The 23,607-nt window shown below is 69.7% G+C and carries 17 protein-coding genes and 3 pseudogenes; 12 read left to right on the top strand and 8 right to left on the bottom strand.

Going from position 1 to position 23,607, the window contains the following annotated elements; translation table 11 throughout:
- Nucleotides 1–140: 140 nt before the first annotated feature.
- A complete protein-coding gene (locus N8I84_RS38705; protein WP_263234212.1) occupies nt 141–878 on the bottom strand; it encodes a flavodoxin family protein in 738 nt (245 codons plus the stop codon).
- Nucleotides 879–1,180: 302 nt separating this feature from the next.
- Here N8I84_RS38705 and N8I84_RS38700 point away from each other — a divergent pair, with 302 nt between their 5' ends.
- The 4 genes from N8I84_RS38700 (at nt 1,181) to N8I84_RS38685 (ending at nt 6,181) form a co-directional block, all read left to right on the top strand.
- A complete protein-coding gene (locus N8I84_RS38700; protein WP_263234211.1) occupies nt 1,181–2,959 on the top strand; it encodes a histidinol-phosphate aminotransferase family protein in 1,779 nt (592 codons plus the stop codon).
- Complete coding sequence (locus N8I84_RS38695) at nt 2,956–3,759, top strand: phosphatidate cytidylyltransferase (protein WP_263234210.1); 804 nt, start codon at nt 2,956–2,958, stop codon at nt 3,757–3,759. Before N8I84_RS38700 ends, N8I84_RS38695 begins: the two co-directional genes overlap by 4 nt.
- A gap of 334 nt (nt 3,760–4,093) precedes the next feature.
- Nucleotides 4,094–5,617 (top strand): sensor histidine kinase, encoded by a 1,524-nt coding sequence (locus N8I84_RS38690; protein ID WP_263234209.1) that lies wholly within the window; start codon nt 4,094–4,096, stop codon nt 5,615–5,617.
- 171 nt (nt 5,618–5,788) lie between these two features.
- On the top strand, nt 5,789–6,181 hold the full coding sequence (locus tag N8I84_RS38685) for a response regulator transcription factor (protein WP_263234208.1): 393 nt from the start codon (nt 5,789–5,791) through the stop codon (nt 6,179–6,181).
- On the opposite strand, the gene N8I84_RS38680 is transcribed toward N8I84_RS38685, so the two are convergent.
- Both N8I84_RS38680 and N8I84_RS38675 read right to left on the bottom strand, forming a co-directional pair.
- A complete protein-coding gene (locus N8I84_RS38680) occupies nt 6,159–6,812 on the bottom strand; it encodes a response regulator (RefSeq protein WP_200419852.1) in 654 nt (217 codons plus the stop codon). The genes N8I84_RS38685 and N8I84_RS38680 overlap by 23 nt on opposite strands.
- Before the next feature lie 156 nt (nt 6,813–6,968).
- Nucleotides 6,969–7,167, bottom strand: a pseudogene (locus N8I84_RS38675) (hypothetical protein); the annotation flags it as partial.
- Here N8I84_RS38675 and N8I84_RS38670 point away from each other — a divergent pair.
- A pseudogene (locus N8I84_RS38670) lies at nt 7,159–7,278 on the top strand (RidA family protein); the annotation flags it as partial. The pseudogenes N8I84_RS38675 and N8I84_RS38670 sit on opposite strands and share 9 nt — an antisense overlap.
- 154 nt (nt 7,279–7,432) lie before the next feature.
- Entirely contained in the window at nt 7,433–7,906 is a 474-nt protein-coding gene (locus N8I84_RS38665; RefSeq protein ID WP_263234207.1) for an ATP-binding protein, read from the top strand.
- 180 nt (nt 7,907–8,086) lie between these two features.
- On the opposite strand, the gene N8I84_RS38660 is transcribed toward N8I84_RS38665, so the two are convergent.
- Nucleotides 8,087–9,376: an ABC transporter substrate-binding protein gene (locus N8I84_RS38660; protein ID WP_263234206.1), complete on the bottom strand. Its 1,290-nt coding sequence runs from the start codon at nt 9,374–9,376 to the stop codon at nt 8,087–8,089.
- Between the two features lie 355 nt (nt 9,377–9,731).
- On the opposite strand from N8I84_RS38660, the gene N8I84_RS38655 reads away from it, so the two are divergent.
- Together N8I84_RS38655 and N8I84_RS38650 are read left to right on the top strand one after the other, a co-directional pair.
- Nucleotides 9,732–10,796: a LacI family DNA-binding transcriptional regulator gene (locus tag N8I84_RS38655; RefSeq protein ID WP_263234205.1), complete on the top strand. Its 1,065-nt coding sequence runs from the start codon at nt 9,732–9,734 to the stop codon at nt 10,794–10,796.
- Between the two features lie 290 nt (nt 10,797–11,086).
- Complete coding sequence (locus N8I84_RS38650) at nt 11,087–13,141, top strand: RICIN domain-containing protein (protein WP_263234204.1); 2,055 nt, start codon at nt 11,087–11,089, stop codon at nt 13,139–13,141.
- A gap of 101 nt (nt 13,142–13,242) precedes the next feature.
- Here N8I84_RS38650 and N8I84_RS38645 read toward each other — a convergent pair whose 3' ends face one another.
- Nucleotides 13,243–13,749, bottom strand: a complete 507-nt coding sequence (locus N8I84_RS38645; RefSeq protein WP_263234203.1) for a molybdenum cofactor biosysynthesis protein — start codon at nt 13,747–13,749, stop codon at nt 13,243–13,245.
- A 199-nt stretch (nt 13,750–13,948) separates the two neighbouring features.
- Entirely contained in the window at nt 13,949–18,121 is a 4,173-nt protein-coding gene (locus tag N8I84_RS38640) for a beta-galactosidase (protein ID WP_263234202.1), read from the bottom strand.
- A gap of 292 nt (nt 18,122–18,413) precedes the next feature.
- Here N8I84_RS38640 and N8I84_RS38635 point away from each other — a divergent pair, with 292 nt between their 5' ends.
- The gene (locus N8I84_RS38635) at nt 18,414–19,394 is read left to right on the top strand and encodes an alpha/beta fold hydrolase (protein ID WP_263234201.1); all 981 of its coding nucleotides are present in this window, start codon (nt 18,414–18,416) and stop codon (nt 19,392–19,394) included.
- 191 nt (nt 19,395–19,585) lie between these two features.
- Nucleotides 19,586–20,125, top strand: a complete 540-nt coding sequence (locus N8I84_RS38630) for a hypothetical protein (protein WP_263234200.1) — start codon at nt 19,586–19,588, stop codon at nt 20,123–20,125.
- A 194-nt stretch (nt 20,126–20,319) separates the two neighbouring features.
- Here the strand turns inward: N8I84_RS38630 and N8I84_RS38625 are convergent.
- Together N8I84_RS38625 and N8I84_RS38620 are read right to left on the bottom strand one after the other, a co-directional pair.
- Nucleotides 20,320–20,817 (bottom strand): annotated as a pseudogene (locus N8I84_RS38625) (isoprenylcysteine carboxyl methyltransferase family protein); the annotation flags it as partial.
- 22 nt (nt 20,818–20,839) lie between these two features.
- Entirely contained in the window at nt 20,840–21,901 is a 1,062-nt protein-coding gene (locus N8I84_RS38620) for a type III polyketide synthase (RefSeq protein ID WP_263234199.1), read from the bottom strand.
- A gap of 175 nt (nt 21,902–22,076) precedes the next feature.
- On the opposite strand from N8I84_RS38620, the gene N8I84_RS38615 reads away from it, so the two are divergent.
- Complete coding sequence (locus tag N8I84_RS38615) at nt 22,077–22,742, top strand: hemerythrin domain-containing protein (RefSeq protein ID WP_263234198.1); 666 nt, start codon at nt 22,077–22,079, stop codon at nt 22,740–22,742.
- Between the two features lie 240 nt (nt 22,743–22,982).
- A complete protein-coding gene (locus N8I84_RS38610; protein ID WP_263234197.1) occupies nt 22,983–23,540 on the top strand; it encodes a hypothetical protein in 558 nt (185 codons plus the stop codon).
- Nucleotides 23,541–23,607: the final 67 nt, after the last annotated feature.

The raw sequence follows: 23,607 nt of genomic DNA, 5'->3' as shown, positions 1-23,607 counted from the left end.
TCCTTCCTGTTCTCCCTCAGCAGTCGGCCGACGACTTCGGCCCCTACCCCCCCCATCGCCGGGCGTCAACAACCGTGCGCGCGGCCGGTCGGCCACCTTGATGCCGGCCTGAACGGGCCGCCGGCCCGTTCAGGAGGGCCCTACCGGTGCTCGGGGTTTTCGTAGTCGCGGCGGCAGCCCGCGTCCCAGGCGGTGCGCTGGTTGCCATAGGCGGGGATGCCGCCGAGGTCCTTCAGCGCCCGCGCCAGGTGCAGCAGGTTCCAGGTCATGAAGGTCGTGTTGCGGTTGGTGAAGTCGTTCTCCGGACCGCCCGAGCCGGGATCGAGGTAGGAGGGGCCGGGGCCCGCCTCGCCGATCCAGCCGGCGTCAGCCTGGGGAGGGATGGTGTAGCCCAGGTGCTGCAGGCTGTAGAGGACGTTCATGGCGCAGTGCTTGACGCCGTCCTCATTGCCGGTGATCAGGCAGCCGCCGACGCGCCCGTAGTAGGCGTACTGGCCGGCTTCGTTGAGCAAACTGGAGCATGCGTAAAGGCGTTCGATCACCTGCTTCATCACGGAGCTGTTGTCACCCAGCCAGATGGGACCGGCCAGTATGAGGATGTCGGCTGCGAGGACCCGCTGATAAAGGTCGGGCCAGGCGTCCGTCTCCCAGCCGTGCTCGGTCATGTCGGGCCACACGCCGGTGGCGATGTCGTGATCGATGGCCCGTACCACATCGGTCTGCACTCCCTGTGCTTCCATGATGGCGGTGCTGCGGTCGATGAGCCCCTGGGTGTTGCTGGGTTCCGGCGACCGCTTGAGGGTGCAGTTGATCACCAGGGCCCGCAGATCGTCGTAGCGGGCGGGCGGTGCGTCGGTGGCGGGCGAAGAAGCGGTCACAGGTCCTCCCGGAGTCCGGCCCCCACGCAGTGCATGGCGGCGCGTCCACGTCCAGCGTGCGGACCGGTGGGGTGCGGCGCCACCACCAGGCGTCCGAATGGTCCGTGCGACGAGTGGCCGACGGAGCGCCGCGACATCTGCGTTCGCGTCTTGGCGCCGAAGCGGGCCGAGGGCGTGGAGTACGTCTGCACGCGGGGCGCGCCTGCGCCTGAGTACGCGTACTCAGCTGATTGCGTCACTTGGCCCCTGACGCGGACGGTCCGTGTTCCCCACGATGGAGTGCCCCCGCGAGAGAGGTGCCCATGGGCCGTGACCTGCAGCTGCGTGTTGCTACTCCGGAGGATCTCGAGTGGATCCATGAACTGCGTCACCGAGTGTATGCACAGGAGTTGGGCCAGCATGAGCCGAATCCGGCCGGGCGGCTCCGCGACGGACTGGACGGTGACAACGTCTACCTGGTCGCGGCGCGAGGAGCAGCCCGTATCGGCTTCGTCAGCCTGACTCCGCCCTGGTCGGGGCGGTACGCGCTGGACAAGTACCTGACCCGCGACGAGCTGCCGCTGCTGAGTGAGAGCGATCTGTTCGAGGTGCGCATCCTCACCGTCGAGCCGCGCTGGCGGGCCGGCGCAGCGGCGCCGCTGCTGATGTACGCGGCGCTGCGCTGGATCGCCGCCCGGGGCGGTCGCCGGGTGGTGGCGATGGGGCGCACCGAGCTGCTCACCATGTACCTGGCCACCGGCCTGCGCCCGGTCGGCCGTACGGTGCGCAGCGGTGCGTTGACGTTCGAGGTGCTGACCGGCAGCGTGGCCGAGCTGACGAAGGTCACGACGGACCGTTACCGCGCCCTCCTGGAGCGTCTGCGGTCCGCAGTGGACTGGCAGCTGGACATGCCGTTCGCACCTCGGCCGGACGGCTGCGAACACGGCGGCGCCTCGTTCACCGCCATCGGCACGGACTTCCGCACGCTGCACCGGCGGCACCAGGTGGTCGCGGCCGACGTACTGGACGCCTGGTTTCCGCCGGCACCGGGGGTGCGGGCGGTGCTCGCGGAGGATCCGGCCTGGGCCGCCCGGACTTCGCCGCCATCCGGCGCCGAGGGCCTGCTGGCGGAGATCGCCGCGGCTCGGGCGCTGCCGGCTCAGACGCTCGCGGTCGGCGCCGGTTCGTCCGACTTGATCTACAGGGCGTTCGGCCAGTGGCTGACCGCGGGAAGCAGGGTGCTTCTCACGGATCCGAGCTACGGCGAGTACGCGCATGTCGCGGAGAGGGTGATCGGATGCCGGGTGGACCGGTTCCGGTTGCGTCGCGAAGACGGCTGGCGGATGGATCCGGCCCGGCTGTCCGCTGCCGTCGAGGCCGGCCGATACGACCTCGTGGTGGTGGTCAACCCGAACAATCCGACGGGACGCCACGCGCCGGCAGCAGAGCTGCGCTCGCTGATCGCCGCCGCACCGGGCCGAACCCGCTGGTGGATCGACGAGGCGTACCTGGGCTATGCCGGTCTTACCGAATCGCTCGCCGGCCTCGCCGCGACGGACCCGCGGGTGGTGGTCTGCAGCTCGTTGTCCAAGATGTACGCGCTGTCCGGTGCGCGGGCCGCGTACCTGGTTGCCGAGCCGATCACCGCGGCGCAGCTGCGCCGATGGACGCCACCCTGGCAGGTCAGCCTCCCGGCACAGCTGGCCGCGGTGGCGGCCTTGCGCGACCCGGCGTACTACAGCGACTGCTGGCTGCGCACCCACGCGCTGCGCCGGGAACTGGCCGCCGCCCTGGCCGGGCTGGACGAGGCCGTGGTGGTCGAGGAGGCCGTGGCGAACTTCCTCACGGTGACTCTGCCGCCCGACGGGCCGAGCGCCGCTCGACTCGTCGACGAGTGCCGCCGTCACGACGTATACCTGCGTGACCTGTCGCCGTTGTCGCCGGAGTACCAGGGACGCACCGTGCGCATCGCGGTCAGGGACACCGCCGAGAACGCGCGCATCGTGGCCGCGTGCCAGGCGGCCTTGCAGGTTCTGCGGCCGGGTCCGGCCTCGCTCGCTGCGATGCCTCCGGGCGCTGCCGCCACCGGATCCGCTCGGTGATCACCGTCGCGTCCCTGGCGCCCTACCTCGGTGGGGCGCTGGCGCTGGGCGGCATCGCGGTGGTCGCGTCCCGGCGGCGTGAGCTGATGGTCCGGTGGTGCGCATGGGCGGCCGGGGTGCCCCTGGTCACCTGTGCGTTCTGGCTGGGCCGACCGGGCGCCGCGGCCGTCGCCGTCGCGGTCGGGCTGATCGCGGTGACGGAGTTCGGCGGGCTGATGCGGCTGGGCCGGGCAGACCGGGTGGTACTGGGCGCGGCGGTCACAGGCGTGGTGACGGCCGCTTGGCTGGCGCCCGGACAGGTTCTCCGGGTGGTCGCGATCGGGGCTCTCGCAGTGGCCGCAGGGCCACTGCTGGCCGGTGACGCCGACCACGGCCTGCGACGGCTCTGCGCCGGCCTGCTCGGGCTGGCCTGGCTGAGTGTGCTGGCCGCGCTGGTGCCGCTCGGGGCGAGCGCGCTCGCGTTGTTCGTCGCGGTCTCGATCGCCGACATCGTGGCGTACTTCGCCGGTCGAGGACTGGGCGGGCCGCGGTTGTCACCGCTGTCGCCTGCCAAAAGGTGGAGCGGGACGCTGACCGGGTCCGCGGCCGGCCTCGGCGCGCTCGCCGTGCTGTCCACGCTGAGCTGGCCGATGGCAGTTGCTGTGACGGTCGGTGGCCCGGTGGGCGACCTTCTCGAGTCCATGGTCAAAAGAGGTGCACAGGCAAAGGACGCCGGCCGTTGGCTACCCGGCTCCGGCGGTCTGCTGGACCGCATCGACTCGCTGCTCATCGCGCTGGCCGTCCTGCTCGTCCTGGGCTGACCGCACCGTCCATGGCCGGACAGCGACACGGTGCGAGGCCTTCGCAGGCTCGCCACGGGCAGCGGTGGACTCGCCCGGCGGCAGGCCGTACTGCAGCGCTCCCGTGGCCGGCCGGCGTCACGTGCGGCCGCGCCGACGGGTGTGCTCACCACCACGCCCGAGCGAGTGACTTCGGACGGCCGGGCGGCCGAGCGGCCGAGCGGGCGAGCGGGCGAGCGGGCGGTCAGTCGCAGGTCAGGACGGGCATGCCCAAGATCGACACCTACGCCCGGCGGGGCAATATGTCACACTTTGGTTAACGGTGTCCGTCAGGTTCGACCAAGGAAGCGACGCTATGGCTCGGCGCCGGGTGCGTTTGCCGACTCGGCGGTGGTTGAACGGTCTGCTCGCCAGCCTCGCGATGGTGGCTGCGACAACCGGCATCATCGCACTCCTCGGGCGGCACATCGCGCCGCTGCACCTCCTGGTGCTCTACCTGCTCGCGGTCCTCCCCGTCGCCGTGGTGTGGGGTACATGGCTGGCACTGCTCACGTCGGTGCTGAGCGTGCTGGCCTACGCGTACCTGTTCGTCCCCCCGTTCCACTCGTTCGAGATCGCGGATTCCGAGAGCGGCGTGGCGTTGGGGGTCTTCCTCCTCACGGCCGCCGTAGTGGGAGAGCTGGCGGCCCGGCTACGGCGGGCGGCACTGGCGTCGGCGCGCTTGACGGAGGAGCAGTCCGCGTTGCGCCAAGTCGCGACACTGGTCGCCCGGTCGGCTCCGGCTTCGGCGGTCTTCGAGGCCGTGACCCGCGAGGTCGGCCTCCTCTGCGGTGCCGATCTCGCCCGTATGGAACGCTACGAGACGGACGGCACGGTCACCGGCGTCGCCGCCTGGAGCCGGACGAGGGGGCCGGACCCCCTGACCGTCGGCACGCGCTTCGACCTGAACGGGCTGAGCATCGCCCGCGAGGTCCGGCACACCGGCGGTGCGGCCCGGATCAGGAACTTCGCGGACGCACCAGGCGCGATCGCGCAGGAGGCGCGTGCGGTGGGTATCCGCTCGTCGGTCGGCTGCCCGATCAAGGTCGCCGGGCGACTGTGGGGCGTGATCGCCGCGTCGAGGAGGAGCGAGGAGCCCTTCCCGGCGAACACGGAGTTGCAGATCACCAGGTTCACAGAGCTCGTCGCCACCGCCGTCGAGAACGCCGAAGCCCGCGCCGAGCTGACCGCCTCACGCGCCCGCATCGTCAACGCGGCCGACGAGACCCGTCGGCGCATCGAGCGCGACCTCCACGACGGCGTCCAGCAACGGCTCGTCTCGGTCGTGCTGCTCCTGGGCGCGGCTCAGACGAAGGTGCCGCCCGAGTTGGACGAACTTCGAACAAGACTGGGCCACGTCACCACCGAGCTGACCGAAGCGCTGGACGAGCTGCGCGAGATGGCGCGCGGCATCCACCCCTCGGTCCTTGCCAGGGGAGGCCTCGCTCCCGCGCTCAAGGCGCTCGCTCGGCGCTCCTCCCTGCCGGTCGATCTCGTGGTGCACACGGAGACCAGGATTCCCATGCGGATCCAGGTCAGTGCGTACTACGTCGTCTGCGAGGCACTGACCAATGCCGCCAAGCATGCGCAGGCCTCGGCCGTGAGGGTCGTGATCGAGGCCGCCGACGGGGTGCTGGGCCTGTGCGTCCACGACGACGGCGTCGGCGGTGCCGATTTCGTCCGCGGCACCGGTCTGGTCGGCCTCAAGGACCGTGTGGAGGCGCTCGGCGGCAGGATCTCTGTGGAGAGTCCGCACGGAGTGGGCACCACCCTGCGTGCAGAGTTCCCGCTCACCGAGGCCGACCGCGATTCCGTGAAGCCGGCCGAAGTCGGGGACTGAACTTCCGAGGTGCACCGTGCGCCGAGCTGCGCACCCATGCTTGTCAGGCGCATGGGCAACCGTGCAGAACAGCCCATGGATGACAGGCAGGTGCGCAACCGTCCATGAATACAGCTAGCAGGAATGCCTGGCAGGTGCCCGCGCTGAGATCCTGGACACATGTTGCGGTGCATGATCGTTGATGACAGCCCCTACTTCCTCAATGCTGCTCGCTGCTTGCTGGAGGGCGAGGGCATCATGGTCGTGGGCGTGGCATCGGACAGTGCACAGGCGCTGCAGCAGGCAACGCAGCTCAGGCCGGACATCGCACTGGTGGACATCGACCTCGGTAGCGAGAGCGGCCTGGAACTGGCCGATCGGCTGCGCCACGAGACAGGCCCTTCGCCGCCCCCGGTGATCTTGATCTCCAGTCATGCGGAGGACGAGTACGCCGACCTCATTGTGGCGAGTCGCGCGCTGGGATTCCTCGCCAAGACCGCGCTGTCCAGCGGGGCCATCCACGACCTGCTCGCCGGGCGGGACGGTCACCGGGACGCCCCGGTCACCGGGCCTCCAGGAAGGTGATCACGGCGCGGACGCGGCGATGGTCGTCGTCGGTCTCCGGCAGGCCCAGCTTTGACAGAATGCTGCGCACGTGCTTTTCCACCGTGCCTTCTGTGACCCACAAACGGCGCGCGATGCCGGCATTGGACCGGCCCTCCGCCATCAGGGCCAGAACCTCGCGCTCACGCTCACTGAGCACCGCCAGCGGGTCCGCCCGGCGTCGTGCGGAGACCAGCTCCTGGACCAGCGCGGGGTCCACCACCGAGCCGCCCTTGGCGATCCGCTCCAGCGCCTCGAGGAACTCCTGTACGTCACCGACCCGGCTCTTCAGCAGGTAACCGATCCTGCGCCCGTCGGCGAGCAGCTCCATCGCGTGCTCCACCTCGACATGCGCCGACAGGACGAGAATGCCCATGTCGGGGAAGTCCCGGCGGATGGTGCGCGCCGCCTCGAGCCCTTCGGTGGCCTGATCCGGCGGCATCCGGATGTCCACCACCACCAGTTCCGGCTCTTCCCGCCGGACGACCTCCAGCAGCTGCACAGCGTCGCCGGCCTGCCCCACCACGGCCAAGCCCGAGCGCTGCAGCAGGCTGGCCAGCCCTTCGCGCAGCAGCACGTCATCGTCGGCGAGGACCACCCGCAGATCCTTCATGACCGGTCCGTCAGCACTCCGCCCGGACCCGGGTCTGCGGGTCCGGATCCCTTCCCGTCATGCCTCCATTGTCGGTGAGCCTCAGCCGGTGGGCACCCCGCGGCGACCTCGGCAGACCGTCTCCCCGAGGAAGCGCCGGGCACCGGCTTGCCTCCGTCACCGCATGACCGCGCACAACGCAGGCGTGGGGCAGCGGTGCCGTAGGGCCTGTCGGGCGTCGAAGCGGCGGCGCGCGTCCTCGATGTGACCGAGGTACTCGTGGGTCCAGCCGCACGTGGCGTCGACCGTGGTGCGCAGGGCCCGGCCCGGTCAGGGTGTACTGGACCCGCGGCGGCACGGTGCGGTGCACCTGGCGTACTTCGGCGACCACCACCCGGTCGGCACGGTCGTCCGCGTCACCGAACTGACCTTTCCCGGCCAGGTCATCGAGATCAGCTTCGTCCTCGACACGAAGCTGCCCGCCTGACCTCGTCGGCAGCGGGCCCGTTGGTGCTGACTGCGGCCCGCGTATTCCCGCTGGCCGGTAGAGAGGTTGGGCGCTGGCCACGACGACACCCCGCACGGATGCACGGGAAGGTGGTCAGGTCCAGTAGAACCAGCGCCCCGAGCCCGACGGCACCATGTGCTCGAAGAAGGTGATGGCCGCGATGTACGTCTGTCCTCCAGATCTCCTCCCCCGGCAGACGGGAACCCAGCACAGGTCGACGCCCGGCCGCACCTGGGCCCTGGCGCACCGCCCGGAGGCCGTGCGCGAAGCCCGCAGGATCTCCCGGCACCTGCTCACCCAGTGGAAGGTCACCGACGAGGTGGCCGACTCGGTGCTCCTGGCCGTCTCCGAACTGGTCACCAACGCTGTGCGGCACGCCCAGCCGCCCCTGATCCTCGGGCTGTGCTGCGACCCCGTGGCCGGGCAGGTGCACATCGAAGTGTCGGACGGAGGCCCCACCCTCCCCCACTACGGCCGGTCAACCGGGCGCACCGACGACGAGCACGGCCGCGGACTCATGATCGTCGAGCTGCTCGCCGATGCACACGGTGACCGCCAGGAGGCCGGGCACACCATCCACTGGGCCGACATCACCACCAGGGGCTGACCCAGGGGCTGGCCCACCCCGCGGAAGCACCTCGCCGCGGCCCACCCGGCGGCCGACAAGTGGCCGGCTGCGCGCACCTGTCGGTTCACGGTCGGCGGTCGTGCTTCTTCTTCTGGGCGGGCGCGCCGCCCGGAGGCGGCACGGCGGCCGCCTCCGGGTTCTGGACACCGGTTTCGATGCTCATGAGGACGCGAAGATCGTCTTCTTCTGGCGCTCGATGGACGACAGGATGCCGTCCACGCCCTTGGGGTCACGGACGAAGTTCTGCAGCGCGGGCTGCATCACCGTGGAGGTGAAGTCCGGGCGGCTGTCGCGGTCCATGAACTGCGTCAGGCTCTTGGCGCCGCCGATCATGTCGTACGCCTTCTTCTGCAGCGCGGTGTAGGAGGAGGTCGGTGCGTTGCTGGAGGCGGCCACCACGCTCGGGTCGGACGCGAGATAGAAGGACTCGGCCTCCGGGGTGCCCAGGAACTCCAGGAGTTGCACGGCACCCGCGTGGTTCTTCGGGCTCTTGCTGAGCATGAACCCGTCGGTCGGCGCCTCGACGGTGTCCTGGCCGTACGCGGAGTTGATCTCCGGGAAGGCGAAGAAGTCGAGGTCCTCCACGTCGGCCTGGTTGGTGAACTGCTGGGCCACGAAGGAGCCCAGCAGGTACATGCCCGCCTTCTTGGACACCAGCGTCTGCGCGGCGTCCTGCCAGGTGCGGCCCACGGCGCCGTCCTGGTGGTAGGGCAGCAGCTCGGCCCAGTGGTCGAAGACGGCCTTCACCTTCGCGTCGGTCCACGACTCCTTGCCCGCCATCAGGGACTTGTGGAAGTCGTAGCCGTTGAGACGGAAGTTGATCTGGTCGAAGGTGCCCATCGCCGGCCAGGCGTCCTTGTCACCGAACGCGATCGGGACCAGGCCGTCCTTCTGCATCTGCTTGCACAGCGCCACGAGCTCGTCCCACGTGGTGGGGACCTTGTAGCCGTGCTGGGCGAAGACGCTCTTGCGGTAGAAGATCGCCCACGGGTACGTGTACAGCGGCACGAAGTAGTACTTGCCGTCCTCACCCTTGCTGAGCTGCTTCATCGCGTCGGGGAAGTTCTGGCCGATGGTCTGCCACACGTCGTCGATCGGGGAGGCGAGACCCTTGGCCGCGAAGAACTGCATGCGGTAGCCGGCGAACCAGGTGAACACGTCGTCCGGCGTGCCCTGCAGGTAGGAGTTGATCTGCTCCTGGAACGTGTTGTGGTCCTTGGTGTTCACCTCCACAGTGATTCCGGACTTCGTCTTGAAGGCGGAGTACATGTTGGCGAACGCCTTCTTCGGCACCGCGTCCGAGGCGTTGGAGCCCAGGGTGACCGTCTTCGAGCCACCACCCGAGCCACCACTGCTGCCCGCGCATGCGCTCAGCAAGGGAAGAGCGCCACCCAGGACAGCGGCCCCGCCGATGCCGCGCAGCAAGGCGCGACGGCTGGGAGCAGGCATGGGTCGAACAAGGGGGAAACGGTCCATTTCGGCTCCTGACAGGGCTGTCGTCTTCGCGACGACACGTCGGCCCCGCGTGACGCGGAGCGGGGATGAAGCGACCACCCTCAAACACGATCAAACAAACTCGATCGGCGGATGTGGAGGAAGATTGATCGCTCCAGGGACTGGCTGTCAAGACCCCTTCACTGACTGCCTCGGCCGACGACTTCGAGCCACCACGGCAAAGAGTTTTTGGTGCTGTGTGACCTCTTGACGTGCGCCCTGCGCCTACGTAGACATGACCGCGCGGTCAGACCGCGCGGTCAGATCGTTGACCTCGTTCGATGCAGGCACACAGCCATCGGGAGACTCCATGACGCCAGGGATGGGACGGGGCGCGGGCCCTGCCGCGCCGCGCAGCGCGGACGTCGCCCAGTTGGCCGGTGTCTCGCGCAAGACCGTCTCCAGGGTCCTCAACAACGAGCCGTACGTCTCCGCCGAGGCCCGCCGACGCGTCCTGGCCGCCGCCGACGAACTCGGCTACCGGCTCAACCACGCGGCCCGGGCGCTGGCTTCCGGACGCAATCGCTCCATCGGTGTGGTCGCGCTGGGAACGGCCGGGTACGGAACAGCCTCACTGCTCGTCGGTATCGAACAGGCCGTGCGGGACGCGGGGTACGCCCTCCGCGTGGTCAACACGCCCGACGGCGACCCGGAAGGCATCACCGGCGCCGTTGAGTCACTCCTGGAGCAGGGGGTGGACGGCGTCGTCGTCTCCGAACCCATCGTGGAAGGAGAAGTCTCCCTGCGCGTGGACGTCCCGGTTCTCTTCCTCGGGGCACCGCCGGCCTTTTCCGCCGACCGTACAGTGACGGCGAGCGTAGGGGCTTGCGCTCTGGCGCGGGCCGCCACCGAGCACTTGCTGGATCTCGGGCACGCGACCGTCCATCACCTCGCGGGCCCGCGACGGTGGTACGCCTCCAAGGACCGCATCGCGGGATGGCGGGCGGCACTGGCGGCACGCGGCGCCCACGAACCGCCGTTGGTGGAGGGTGACTGGTCGGCCGACTCCGGGTACGCGGCGGGCCTCGAGCTGGCCTCGGACAGCTCGGTGACGGCCGTGTTCGCGGCGGGCGACGAGATGGCCATAGGCCTGATCCACGCCTTGCGTGAAGCAGGACGTCGTGTGCCCGAGGACGTCAGTGTCGTCGGTTTCGACGGCAACCCCGTCTTCGCCTACGTCTCTCCTCCGCTGACCACCGTGCGTCAGCCCTTCGACGCCGCGTCGCGGGAGGGAATCAGGCTGCTCGTGCACGCCATCGAGAAACCGGACGCCGAACTCCCGCCGACGAGCGACCCACCGGTCGAGCTCGTCGTCCGCGGCTCGACGGCACCGCCGCCGTCCCTCCAGGACCAGAGGCATTTGCAGATCACCTGAACACCACGCCTGCCCGCCTCACCGCCGCACTGCCCACCGCCTCACCGCCTCACCGCCTCACCGCCGCAGGGCACACCCCCGCCCGCGCAGCGACAGCCGGGCAACCGCGGCCGTCACCCGACAACCGTCGTCCACGGGGCTGCCGACTGCACCCCCTCCCCCGCGATGTCGCCGGCCCTGTCGCCCGGCTGACACGCCCCTCAGCTCCGCCGCCCCGCAACCTGATCAGTCCCGGGGCGGCGGACCCCCCACAAGAACCTCATTCGCATTTCCCGTCATCGGAGCCGCACATGTCCCCTGCCCCGACAGGCGCCAGACCCGGCGCCGCTCCGCGTTCCCGCCCCGCCACCCTCCTTCTCCTGCTGCTGGCCCTGGTCGCAGCGGCCGGCACGGTCCTCCTCCCCGCCGCAGGCAAGGCCCACGCCCTCTCCCGCCCCTCGCAGACCATGTACACCCCGCCGTCCAACGCCCCCGCCCCGGGATCGCTCTACCCGCGGGCGATTCGGCTGGAGCACAGCGGCACCTCCAACGGCACCATGCTCGCCACATTCGAGCAGTACACCTCCGGCACCCCGGTCTTCCCGATCTACCGCAGCACCGACAACGGCAACTCCTGGTCCAAGATCTCGGACGTCGCCGACACGCAGAACGGCTGGGGCATGCGCTGGGAGCCGCAGCTGTTCGAACTGCCCACCGCGATCGGCAACTTCCCCGCGGGCACCATCCTGATCGCGGGCGACTCCGTCCCCAGTGACCGGTCCGCGACGAAGATCGACATGTACGCCAGCACGGACCACGGGCTGACCTGGACCTTCGTCAGCAACATCGCCACCGGCGGCCAGGCCGTCTCCAGCAACGGCTACACCCCCGTGTGGGAGCCCTTCTTCCTGATGAACGGCAACAGGCTGGTCGTGTACTACTCCGACCAGCGCGACACCGCCCACGGTCAGAAGCTCGTGCACCAGGTCAGCACGGACGGCGTGAACTGGGGCCCCGTCGTGGACGACGTGGCGATGCCCACCTACAGCGACCGCCCGGGCATGGCGACCGTCGCCAAGCTGCCCAACGGCAACTACGTGATGACCTACGAGTACGGAGGCGCGCCGGAGAAGAACTTCGCTGTCTACTACAAGATCTCCTCCGACCCCGAGGCATTCGGCTCCGTCACCGGCCAGGTGCTGAAGTCGACCGACGGTTACGTTCCCTCCAGTGCCCCGTACATCACCTGGCTTCCCACCGGCGGACCCGACGGCACCCTCGTCGTGAGCGCGAACAGCACCGGTGACCTCTTCTTGAACACCCAGAACGGCGCCGCCAACGCCTGGACCCGTATCCAGTCGAACGTCGCAGGCGGCTACAGCCGCGGCATGCTCCCGCTGCCCGACGGGCACAGCCTGGAGGTCTTCAGCGGCGGCTACAACGGCAGCACCCTCAACCCCGTCACGTACAGCACGATCGACCTGGGCGGCGGGATCAACGACGGCGCCACCTACACCGCCTCCAACGCGGGCAGCAACCTGATGCTGACCATCGCGGGCGGCTCGACCACCAACGGCACCTACGCCACCCAGCAGAACACCGACAGCGCCACCGACCAGCAGTGGAAGTTCGTCCTCCAGCCGTCCGGCTACTTCAAGATCTTCAACGTGGCCAGCGGCAAGGTACTGGGAGTGGAGAACCAGTCCACCGCCAACGGCGCCAAGGTCCTGCAGTGGGACGACAACGGCACCCTCGACCACGAATGGGCCGTCGCTCCCAGCCCGTCCGGCGGCTTCACGGCCGTCAACCGGCTCACCGGCAAGTACCTCGAGATCCCCAACGCGTCCACCACCGCCGGGACCGTCGCCGGGCAGTGGGACAGCACCGGCTGCGCGTGCCAGCGCTGGAACCTCGCCCAGACCGCACTGCCGTCCCTGTCCAGCGGACAGTACGTCCTGGTCAACAAGAACAGCGGCAAGTACCTGGAGATCCCCGCCGCCTCCACCACCGCCGGCACGGCGGCCGACCAGTGGCAGAACTCCGCCTGCGACTGCCAGCTGTGGACCTTCCAGTCCGCCGGTGGCGGAGCGTGGACCATGAAGAACGTCCACAGCGGCCTCTACCTCGACATCAGCGGCTCCTCGGCCTCGGCGGGCGCGGCCCTCGTGCAGAACACGTCCTCGACCGCGGCCTCGCAACAGTGGACCCTGACCAGCGCAGGCGGCGGCTACTACAAGCTCGTCAACGGAGGCAGCGGCCTGCTCGCCGGAGTCGCCCAGTCCTCCACCGCCAACGGCGCATCCGTCATCCAATGGAACGACGTCAGCGTCGACGACCAGCTCTGGAAGATCGTGCGCATCAACTGACCCGCACGGATACAGAACACCGAACCAACAGCACACCGACTGCCGGGCCCGCCGACCAAAGATCGGCGGGCCCGGCCGCCGTCCGCCCGAAGCTCTCCTCGTCACTCCTCGCGGGAGTCCGTGCACACCCCGAACGCAGCAGGCCCCACGGTGAGGATCCCGTCGGACAGCGGCAGGCAGCGAACGCCTCCGCCGCCGCGCAGCGCCCGCTGCGCGCCCGGCCCGATGGTGCTGTCCATCCACGCGCACGGCCTGGCCGCGCTGCGGACCGCCAGCACCACGGGTCCACTGCCGCAGTCCAGGAAGACCGTCTCGCCGATGTACGCGTCGATGTCCACGCCCCGCAGCAGGACGTTGCGCCGGGTCAGGCACAGGTCGGCCTCCCCGGAGACCGCCTGCGGCAGGCGCTCGGCCGCCATGAGGGTGACCGACGCACTGCGATGGGCCGGACGGTTGAAGTACCGGTCGCCCACGATGCCCAGCCCTTTGCGCACCTGCGCCGTGGCCACCAGTTCCTCCCGCGGCAGTTCCGGGACACCGTCGCTCGGACGGCCCTGGAAACGATGCACGGGAGAGACCAGCAGCTGAACGATTTCCACCTGCTCCACGTCACCGAGCCCAGCCCCGACGCCCTGGAGGCGGAGCTCGGTGACGCCGGACCGCTGATGATCTCCTTCGCGTCACGCTGCCAGAGGCCGGGGCCGGCCGGGTCGTAGCGCCTACGGCACTCCGCCGGCCGGCCCCCGACGAACGCCTACGACCAGGAGATCCAGGACCCACTGTCATAGGCGTCCGTCAGCCGCACATCTAGCCGCAGGACAGCGTCGGCACGGCCCAGTCGCCGTGGTCGTTGCCGTTGCCGTCGCCGGCGTCACCGACCTTGAGGTCGACCACCTGCGCGCCGCTGACGTCGACGTCGATCGGCACCGCGGCCTGTTTGCCCCGGATCGTCGGCGTGGTGACCAAGGTCTTGCCGTCGGCGACCACGGAGAACGTCACCGTTCCCGCGCCGCCTGTCTCGTCGTCGACACCGACGTACGCCGTCATCCGCGTGCACTTGCCGGCGAGGTAGAGCTCGACGTCGCTGATCGAGTTGGTGCCCAGGCCCTTCGGGTAGCCGACACCGGCGATGGTGATCGGGTGGCCGTCCCCCGCCGCCTGCTCGCCGACGCTGCTGTCACGCTCCACCGGGCCCCACCCGTTGGTGGACGACAAGAACGGTAGGTCGCTCACGGCGTTCTTCCCGGCCGGCGGAGCCGGCGGTATCCCGCCGACGATGCGCTCGTCACCGCCGGCAGCCTGTCGTCCGTTCTGCAGGTAGTGCACCGTGGCCGTGAGGGCCGAGGCGGAGGGCAGCTCCCCGGACGGCGGCTGGATCTTCCAGGTGAAAGTGGCCGATCCGCCCGGGAGCAGGCGCCCCACGGACATGGGGCTCGTGGGACTCACGCTCCAGCCGTCAGGTGCGGAGAGCGAGGCCGTCAGGCCGGACGCGGACGGTTTGTCCTTCGGCACCTGCACCGTCGCCTCGGCCGTGAAGGCCTGCCCTGATTGAGCGGTGTCCGGCACGTCCAAGGTGACATCCGCTCCCGGGCGCTTGGGCATCGCGTACGTCCGGGGGTTGTAGCGGGGGCTGTCGTTCTGCGCGACACGCAGGGACGAGGTGTAGCTGCCGTAGTTGGTGAGCGAGACATTGCCGAGCCCGCCCGTGCTGCCGTCCAGGTTCCACACGGCGATGGCGATGCTGTTCCGGCCGTTCGGGTTCAGGATCCCGTCGGGCACCGGGAAGGTGCTCTGCGGGCCGAGGTAGTTGACGTAGTTGCCGACCTGCCAGCCGTTCACGAAGATCGTGGCACGGTACTTGCGTGACGGGTCGTCGGTGAAGGTCAGCCCGAGAGAGGTGTCCTGACCGTGCGGCAGGTCCAGGTTGACGTCGGTGCGGTACCAGGAGACGCCGGGACGGGTGTCGGTCGTCGGCAGGGACACCCGGCTCCAGTCGCCGTCCGGGTAGCCCGGCAGGGACCAGCCGGCCCGCTCGCCGTACAGGCCGCCCGTCGAGAGCGGGCCACGGACCGTGTCCTGCAGTTCTTCGCCACCCCGTACGCCCTGCAGCCGCCAGGTGACGGAGGTCAGCGGCGCTCCGACGAGAGAGGCGCTGGTCAGGCCGCGCGCGGTCTTGTTGCCGTTGGTCGAGTTGTAGTCCTCCTCGTGCCCCATGTTCACGGTGAGCACGGAGATGACGTTGTCGCCCTTCGACTTCACCGAACCGGCCGGGAAGGCGAAGTCGGCGCTGCCCGTGGTGGAGCTGCCCAGGAAGGTGCCGTTGAGCCAGGCGGAGAACGCCTGGGCCTTTCCGCCGGAGTCCGAGACCAGGTGGACGCCGGTCTCCTTGCCGGTGGCGCGGAAGCGGCCGCGGTACCAGGTGTTGCCGGTGTGGAACCCGTAGTCGTCCGCGTAGAGCACCGGCAGCGAGTTGATGCCGGAGACGCTGTTGGTGGTGGTCTTGTCGGCCACCTGCCAGCTGGAGTCGTCGAAACCGGGGGCCGCTTCGGGGGACTCCTCGGCGTGCTTCCAGTTCGTCAGCGTCGGAAGGTGTACCGGGGCGGCCACCGGGATCTTCCCGGTGAGGCTCCCCGTGTCGGTGGCCTGGGTCTCCAACGCGCTGCCGTTCCAGGTGACCTGGCCGGCCGAGGTGAACACCTCGATGTTCTTGTCGTCGGCGTTGTCGCCGGTGAGCGCCAGGGTGTGGCCGCCGTCCAGGCTGGTAGCCGTGCGCAGCAGATGGGTGCCGCGTACGAGCACCGGGCCGGTCGCCGTGTCCTGGCGCCAGAACGTCTCCGCCGTGGCCTTGTCGCCGACGAGCAGCAGCAGCGGGCGCTTTCCGCCGCCGCTGATGCTGATGCGGATCAGGCCCTTGTGCGTGTAGTTCAGCCGCAGGTCACCGGTGGCCGCGTCCCAGGTGGTCGTGACCGTGCCGCCGCTGGTGGTCACGGTGGGCTTGGAGGGGTAGCGAAGGACGGTCTCGCCGTCGCTGTCCGGGTCGCCGTAGAGCACGGCGACGTCCCGGTTGCCGATGGTCGCGTGGGTCATGATCTCCGACGTCGAGTACTGCAACTGCGCGTCCCCGAGCCGGTAGTTCGCCACGATCACGTGCGAGTCGCGCCCGTCGAGGGTGATCGCGGTCCCCGGCTGCTGCGGCACCACCGGGTACGTCGGCGTCGCGGTGTCCGCCGTCGGCACGTCGATGGCGTCGATGGACACATAGTTGTCCGTGGACCCCGAGCTGTGGTTCCCGTCGACGACGATCTTCAGCGTGTGCGCCCCGGGAGTCAGGCCTGTCTTCTGGAAGATCACCGCCTGGTTCTCGCTGCCGGAGTCGTCGACCGTCGCCACCTTGGCGCCGTCGAGGTAGACGTCGGCGTAGCCGTGGTTGTCGGTCTTCGACCCGATCCAGCGGATCGCGGTGCCGTCGAAGGGGACGGTGACCGTGTCACCGGCCTTGTTGGAGAACGACTCGGTGTGCTTGTAGTCGCCGCCTGTGTAGCTCTGGTTGGCCACGTGCGACCACGAACCGGTGTACTGCAGCGCGGAGTCGGGGTCGTCCCAGGTGTAGGTGGTGTCCGCGGACGGCTGGGCGTTGAAGTCCAGCGCCATGTGGGTCTTGTCGACCGCCGTGGACGTGGAGTTCCCGTGCCGCAGGACGTGGAACTGCGTTTTGGTGTCGGGGTTCATCCGGGCGGTGTCGACGATCGCGGAGTCGTCCGGCGGTGTGGCCCTGATCGCCTCGGTCTTGGTCAGCGGTGCGACCGCCTGGGTGAAGTACCCGATGAGCTTGTCCTCGTAGTACTTCGGGTCCAGTTGGCGGTTCTCGCGGATCGCGGCGCCGTAGTCGTAGGACGTGTAGTTCTCCGGCATGCCCAGCCAGCCCCAGTTGGTGCCGCCGTAGGTCATGTAGAAGCTCTGCGCGGTGGCGCCGACGGCTATGTTCTGCTTGTAGAACACGTTGGCGAACTGGTCGTTGATCAGCTGGGCGCACTTGTCGTAGCCCGGCCCGCCCCAGGGGTCGAAGGCGCCGCCCTGGAACTCCGGCGAGTACAGCGGCTTGCCGGCCGGGTGGTCGTAGCTGATGTCGGGGACGCCGTTCCACTTCGAGGGGTTCGAGCAGTTGAAGCCCTGCGGGTAGGAGTCCGGGCCGTCGACGTCGAGGGCGGCCGCGCCGGAGTTGAAGGTGCCGTTGTTGTTGCCGGTCAGGGGTACCGTGATGCCGTCGGCGCGGGCCTTGTCCTCCAGGTGCTGCATGTAGGAGCGGCCGGCGGCCGAGCCGTTGTAGTACTCGTTCTCGACCTGGTAGGCGATGACCGACCCGGTGCCGTTGGTCAGCTGGTGGCGGGCGATGATCCGGTCGATCTGGGTCAGCCACTCGTCCGCGTACTTCAGGAACTGCGGGTCGTCACTGCGGTTGTGCCCGGCCTTGGTGGTCATCCAGCCGGGCAGGCCGCCGCTGTCGACCTCCGCGTTGATGTAGGGCGCCGGGCGCGCGATCACGTAGAGCCCGGCCTCCTGGGCCATGTCGAGCAGCTTGTCGACGTCGCGCACCCCGCTGAAGTCGTACACCCCCGGCTTCGGCGAGTGGTATCCCCAGTCGAAGTACAGCGAGGTGGCGTTGAATCCGGCGGCTTTCATCTTCTGGAAGATGTCGCGCCACAGGTCCGGGCTCGGGAGCCGGAAGTAGTGGAACTCGCCGGACCACAGGTAGGTGCGCTTGCCGTCGACGAGGAACGAGTAGCCGTCGAGACTCACGGTGTGCGCCCCCGGGCCGGCGGCGGGCGCCTCGGCGGGCGCCTGCCCGCCGACGTCCTGCGCCGCGACGGGCGCGGCCATGCCCGCGGCCAGGGCGATGGTCGCGGCCGTCGCGAGGACGGCCCTCCACCATCGACGGCGGCCGGGTCTCGCAGCCTCTGAACCGATCCGATTACTCCGCACTGCGGCCTCCATACCGTCTGAGCAATCAACATCAAACAGACTCAGGCAAAGTCGAACATTAAGGGGACGCGAGGCACGGCACAATGGGGCGGGAGCAACACGGTCCAGGTGGGCCCTGGGACGGCTTGGAAGCCGTACGGCAGGGAATGCCTTGGCCGCTGACGACTCGTCACGGGATACGAGCCACCGCCGAGGACCGGGGTTGCCGAATCGGCAAACGAACTCGCCTCGCCGGCAGCGTCTTGCGCATGATCGATGGCGTACGGCAGGCCAACGGCCCTGGAGGAGACGCATGTCGCAGCACGTCGCGGAGGTCACACACCGGTTGGTCTCCTCTCCGGGAGGCCGAATTCACCTCGCGGAGCAGGGAACCGGTCCGCTGGTGCTGCTCGTGCACGGCTTCCCTGAATCCTGGTATTCCTGGCGCCACCAGCTGCCGGTGCTCGCGGCGGCGGGATACCGCGCGGTCGCCATCGATGTCCGCGGCTACGGCCGGTCCTCCAAGCCGGCCGCGACGGATGCGTACCGGATGATCGATCTGGTGGAGGACAACGTCTCGGTGGTGCACGCCCTGGGCGAGGAGTCGGCGGTGGTCGTCGGCCACGACTGGGGCGCGACCATCGCTGCTAACTCCGCCCTGCTCAGGCCGGAGGTCTTCCGCGCGGTGGGGCTGCTGAGCGTTCCCTACGCCCCGCGCGGTGGGCCCCGCCCCAGCGACGTCTTCGCTCGGATGGGCGGGGATGAGGAGTTGTACGTCTCCTACTTCCAGGAGCCGGGCCGCGCCGAGGCCGAGATCGAACCCGATGTCCGCGGCTGGCTCGCGGGGCTCTACGCGGCCCTGTCCGCCGACACCATGCCCGCACCCGGTGCTCCCGATCCCCACTTCGTCAGCAGGGAGGGGACGATGCGTGAGCGGTTCCCCATCGGCCTACTGCCCGCCTGGCTCAGCGAGCGAGACCTCGACGTCTACGCCGGGGAGTTCGAACGGACCGGCCTGACCGGAGCGCTCAACCGTTACCGGAACATGGACCGCGACTGGGAGGACCTCGCCGCCTTCGACGGTGCCCCCATCACCCAGCCGTCCCTGTTCATCGGCGGCAGCATGGACGCCTCGACGACATGGCTGGCCGACGCGATCGACGCGTACCCGGTCACGCTGCCGGGCCTGGTCTCCTCCCACCTCCTCGACGGCTGCGGCCACTGGATCCAGCAGGAACGCCCCGACGAGGTCAACCGACTCCTGACCGACTGGCTCACCGCTCTGCGCGCCTGACGCACTCGCGCTGTGCCGATCGCTTTCACAACACGCGACGGATGCGCAGGCGCCACACGTGGGATGCGGTGATAGGGGTACTCGTCCGCTCCCGTGGCCGTCAGCGGGCACACAGTCGGGGAGAGACCAGCCATGCACAGTTTCTTGTCGCCGCGGCCGTCGGCCGGTCCGGTCGTCCTTGGAGGGCCGGGATGAGTGACGTCGGCCAGAGCAGCAGCATCGGCACGCGGAACGCCGGCAGGGGGGCCCGCATCGACCTGCTCGGTATCTACCTCAACGACCACCTTGCAGGGTCGACCGTCGGGAACCGGCGCATCCACTACATGGTCCGGGCACTGCGCGACTCCCCGCTCGCCGAAGCGTTGCGGCCGATCGCCGGCGAGCTCGCCCAGGACCGGGCGAGCTTGCTGGACATCATGAGCCTACTGGGCGTTCCGGCGCGCCGATACAAGATCTTGGCAGCGGAGACGGCCGAGAGGGCGGGACGCCTGAAGCCGAATGGCCGCCTCGTCCGCCGCTCTCCGCTGACCTCGGTGGTCGAACTCGAGTTCCTGCAGCTCGGAGTCGAGGGCAAGGCCGCCGGATGGCGGATGCTGCGCCGGCTGGCGGAGAGTGACGGGCGTCTTGACCGGCAGCAGCTCGACGAACTGATCGAACGAGCCCGGCGGCAGCTGCGCGCGCTGGAGGAACTGCGTCTTCAGCATGCCGAGAAGGCGTTGCGGGCAAGGTGAGGGACACGTGAAGAGGCCCGCACGACCGAAGTCGTGCGGGCCTCTTCACGATCAGGTGCGCTCTGTGCCGCTTCGTGGCGTACCCCGGCCGGCGCCTTCGCCGCCGCGGATCTGTACCGCCGCGACGCCCGGCCCGCGGCGCGCTGCCGGGCGACATGGCGCTCGTCCAGGGGGTGCGCCTGCCGTGCGGCTGCCGAGAGGGCGGCTTCCTCGCAGCGGATGCGTACGGCCAGAAGCCCGGCGTTGCACACCGTGAACGCCGTGGCGGTCAGCCAGGCTCCGTGCACCAGCGGCAGCGCGGCTCCCTCGACGACCACCGCGAGGTAATTGGGATGGCGCAGGAAGCGGTAGGGGCCCTTCGTCACCCTCGGCAGGTCGGGCACGACGATCACCCGGGTGTTCCACTGCCGTCCCAACGTGCCGATGCACCACCAGCGCAGCCCCTGGGCGGCCACGACCAGGGCCAGCATCGGCCAGCCGACACCCGGAAGGAATGGCCGTCCGGCGACCCGTGCCTCCACCAGGCAGCCCACGAGCAGACCTGTGTGCAGCACGACGATTGCCCGGTAGTGTCCTCTGCCCGTCTCGACGCCCCCGCGGGCCGTGCTCCAGCGGCTGTTGCGGCGGGCGACGATCAGCTCGGCCAGCCGCTCGGCGGCGATGGCCGCGACCAGCAGCGCGTACCAGATCACCCGGTCGTTCCTCCCTCCGCTTTCACCAGCGCAGCAGGACCAGTTCGGCGCAGAAGCCCGGGCCGAGGGCGAGCAGCAGGCCCCAGGTGCCGGGCGGGGGCCGCCTGCGTCGCTGGGTGTCCTGGAGTACATGCAGGACGGAGGCGGACGACAGGTTCCCGACCTCCGCGAGGGAGTCCCAGGTGACGTCCAGTGCCCCGGACGGCAGGTCCAGCGTGTCCGCGATGGCGTCCAGCACCTTGGGGCCGCCGGGATGGCACACCCAGGTTCCGATGTCGTGCCGGGCCAGGTCGTGGCCGGAGAGGAAGGAGTCGATGTCGTCAGCGAGGTGGGCACGGACGATGCCCGGGATTCCGGGGTCCAGCACGATACGGAACCCGCTGTCGGTGACGTCCCAGCCCATGGCGCGCTCGGTGCCGGGATAGAAACGGCTGCGGCTCGCCACCACCTCGGGGCCGAGCGGGGGCCTTGGCTTGTCCGGCGCTCCGCTCCCCTGGGCCACCACAGCGGCGGCACCGTCGCTGAACAGGGCGCTGCCCACCAGATTGGCCGGTGAGGGATCGGACCGCTGGAATGTCAGCGAGCACAGCTCGACGGACAGCAGGACGGCGGTGTGTGTGGGCCAGCCCCGCAGGTAGTCGTGTACCCGGGCGAGCCCGGCCGCCCCCGCTGCGCACCCGAGTCCGAACAGCGGGAGCCGTTTGACGTCCGGGCGCAGCCCCAGAGGGCCCATCAGCCGGGCGTCCACCGAGGGAGCGGCCAGGCCGGTGGTGGAGACGACGGCGATCAGATCCACCGCGCCCGACGCCAGCCCCGCGGAGGCGAGGGCACCCCTGACCGCTTCGGCCCCCATCCGCTCCGCGGCATCGATGAAGGTGTCGTTGGCCGCACCGAACCCGTCCAGATCGGCGTAGGCATCCAAGGGCAGCACGGTATGGCGGAACCGGACTCCCGCCGCGGCGTGCACTCGGTCGAGCAAGGACCGGTCCGCCCCCGGCAGGCTCGAGCACACCTGATCGGTGATGTCCCGCTGACGGTGCCGGTGGGGTGCCAAGACCTTCTGTACGGCGACGATGCGGCTCATACGAGGTTCCGATCGACGTGTTAGGGCAATCCGGCTGCTGGGCCGGCCCTGAGACAGGTTGTCGCGGGTGGACCGGTGACCTCAGCCCCACGAACACGAGTACCCAGCCCGGAGCGCGTGAGGGTGACAGCACGGGGGTACCCGCCATTCCTGTCATCGTGAGTGAGGAGGGATCATGGGCATGCTCAGGAAGACGGCCGGGACGAGCACGGCGACGAAGCCGCTGCTCACCGCAAAGGCCACGGTGAGGGCCGCGAAGACCGTTCCCGCCCGGTCCCTGCAGGTGGTACGCACCCTGGGCGGCGAGAACGTCGTGGACGTGCTCACACGTCAGCATCGGCAGATCAGGCTCGGCTTCCTGCAGGCCGCGCTGCCCGGGCCGTGGCGCCGCCGCAACTTCGACCGGCTGATGCGCCTGCTCGCCGTGCACGAAGCCGCCGAAGAGGCGCACGTCCACCCGGTCGCGCGCCGAGCCCTGCGGCACGGCAGCGAGCTGGCCCAGCGGCGCATCACCGAGGAGAAGGAAGCAAAGCAGCTGCTGGTCGCGCTCTGGCGTACCGGTCCGAACGGGGCCGGGTATCTGCGGCGACTCAACCAGGTGCGGCGCGCCGTCGCCCGGCACGCGGCCCGTGAGGAACGGGAGGAGTTCGCCGCGCTGCGAAAGGCGGTGAGCCCGGCCCGGCTGCGCATGCTCGGTGCCGAGGTCAAGCTCACCCAGGCGTACGCGCCGACCCGGCCGCACCGCTGGGTCAACAACGAGGCCGCGAACAAGCTGGTCGCGCCGGTCCTCGGCCCCCTCGACCGAACCCTGGACGCCGTCCGCCACCGCATGGCCTCCTGACGATCATCAGGACCGGTCGCGCACCGGCACCGGTGCGCGGCACGTTCCTCAGTCACGCAAGCGTGGCGGGATCGCTCGGCTCAGCGCGTACGGCGAGCGCGTACAGCGCTGGGAGGGCCCCCGCCACCCGCCCTCTGACGCGGGTCACGTCACCGTGGCCGACGCCTTCTGTTTCATGGAAAGCCGCCTGAGAATGGCATCAGCGAAACCATTCGGGCGGTTGGCAAGGACGTGGGCCCGATGACAACTGGGACACTTCTGGCGATCATCATCCCGGTCGTGGTGGTCATCGCCCTGATCGCAATCGGTTGCTCTCTCCTCGTGCGCCGTCGCCGTCTTCGCGAGCGCTTCGGCCCGGAGTACCAGCGGACGGTTGAGGAGACCGGCAGTCGGCGAGCCGCCGAGCGTGAACTGGTCGAGCGTGAGCAGCGGCACGACGCACTGGATGTCAAACCACTGCCCACCAGCATCCGCGACCGCTACACCCGGGAGTGGGCCACCGTGCAGGAAGAGTTCGTGGACCGTCCCGAGGACGCCGTGCATGACGCGGACCGCCTGGTGACCTCGCTCATGCACGAGCGCGGCTACCCGACGGAGAGGTTCGAGGAACAGCTGAGGGACCTCTCGGTCGAGCACGGCCGCACGCTGGAGCACTACCGAGCCGCCCACGCGATCGACGAGCTCAGCACCCGCCACAAGGCCGACACCGAGCAGTTGCGCAACGCCATGGTCCACTACCGCGCGCTGTTGGAGGACCTGCTCACCGAGGGCGGGCAGCCGCGCCCCGCCGGGAGCTGAGCGAACCAGGCGCGTCGCCGTGCGGTGCAGCTCGCATCTGCCGCGCGGCGACGCCGACCGGGGCCGG

The organism is Streptomyces cynarae, assembly GCF_025642135.1.
GTDB lineage: Bacteria > Actinomycetota > Actinomycetes > Streptomycetales > Streptomycetaceae > Streptomyces > Streptomyces cynarae.
Note: the sequence above shows the minus strand (reverse complement) of the source record. Positions and strands in the feature narration are given on the sequence as shown.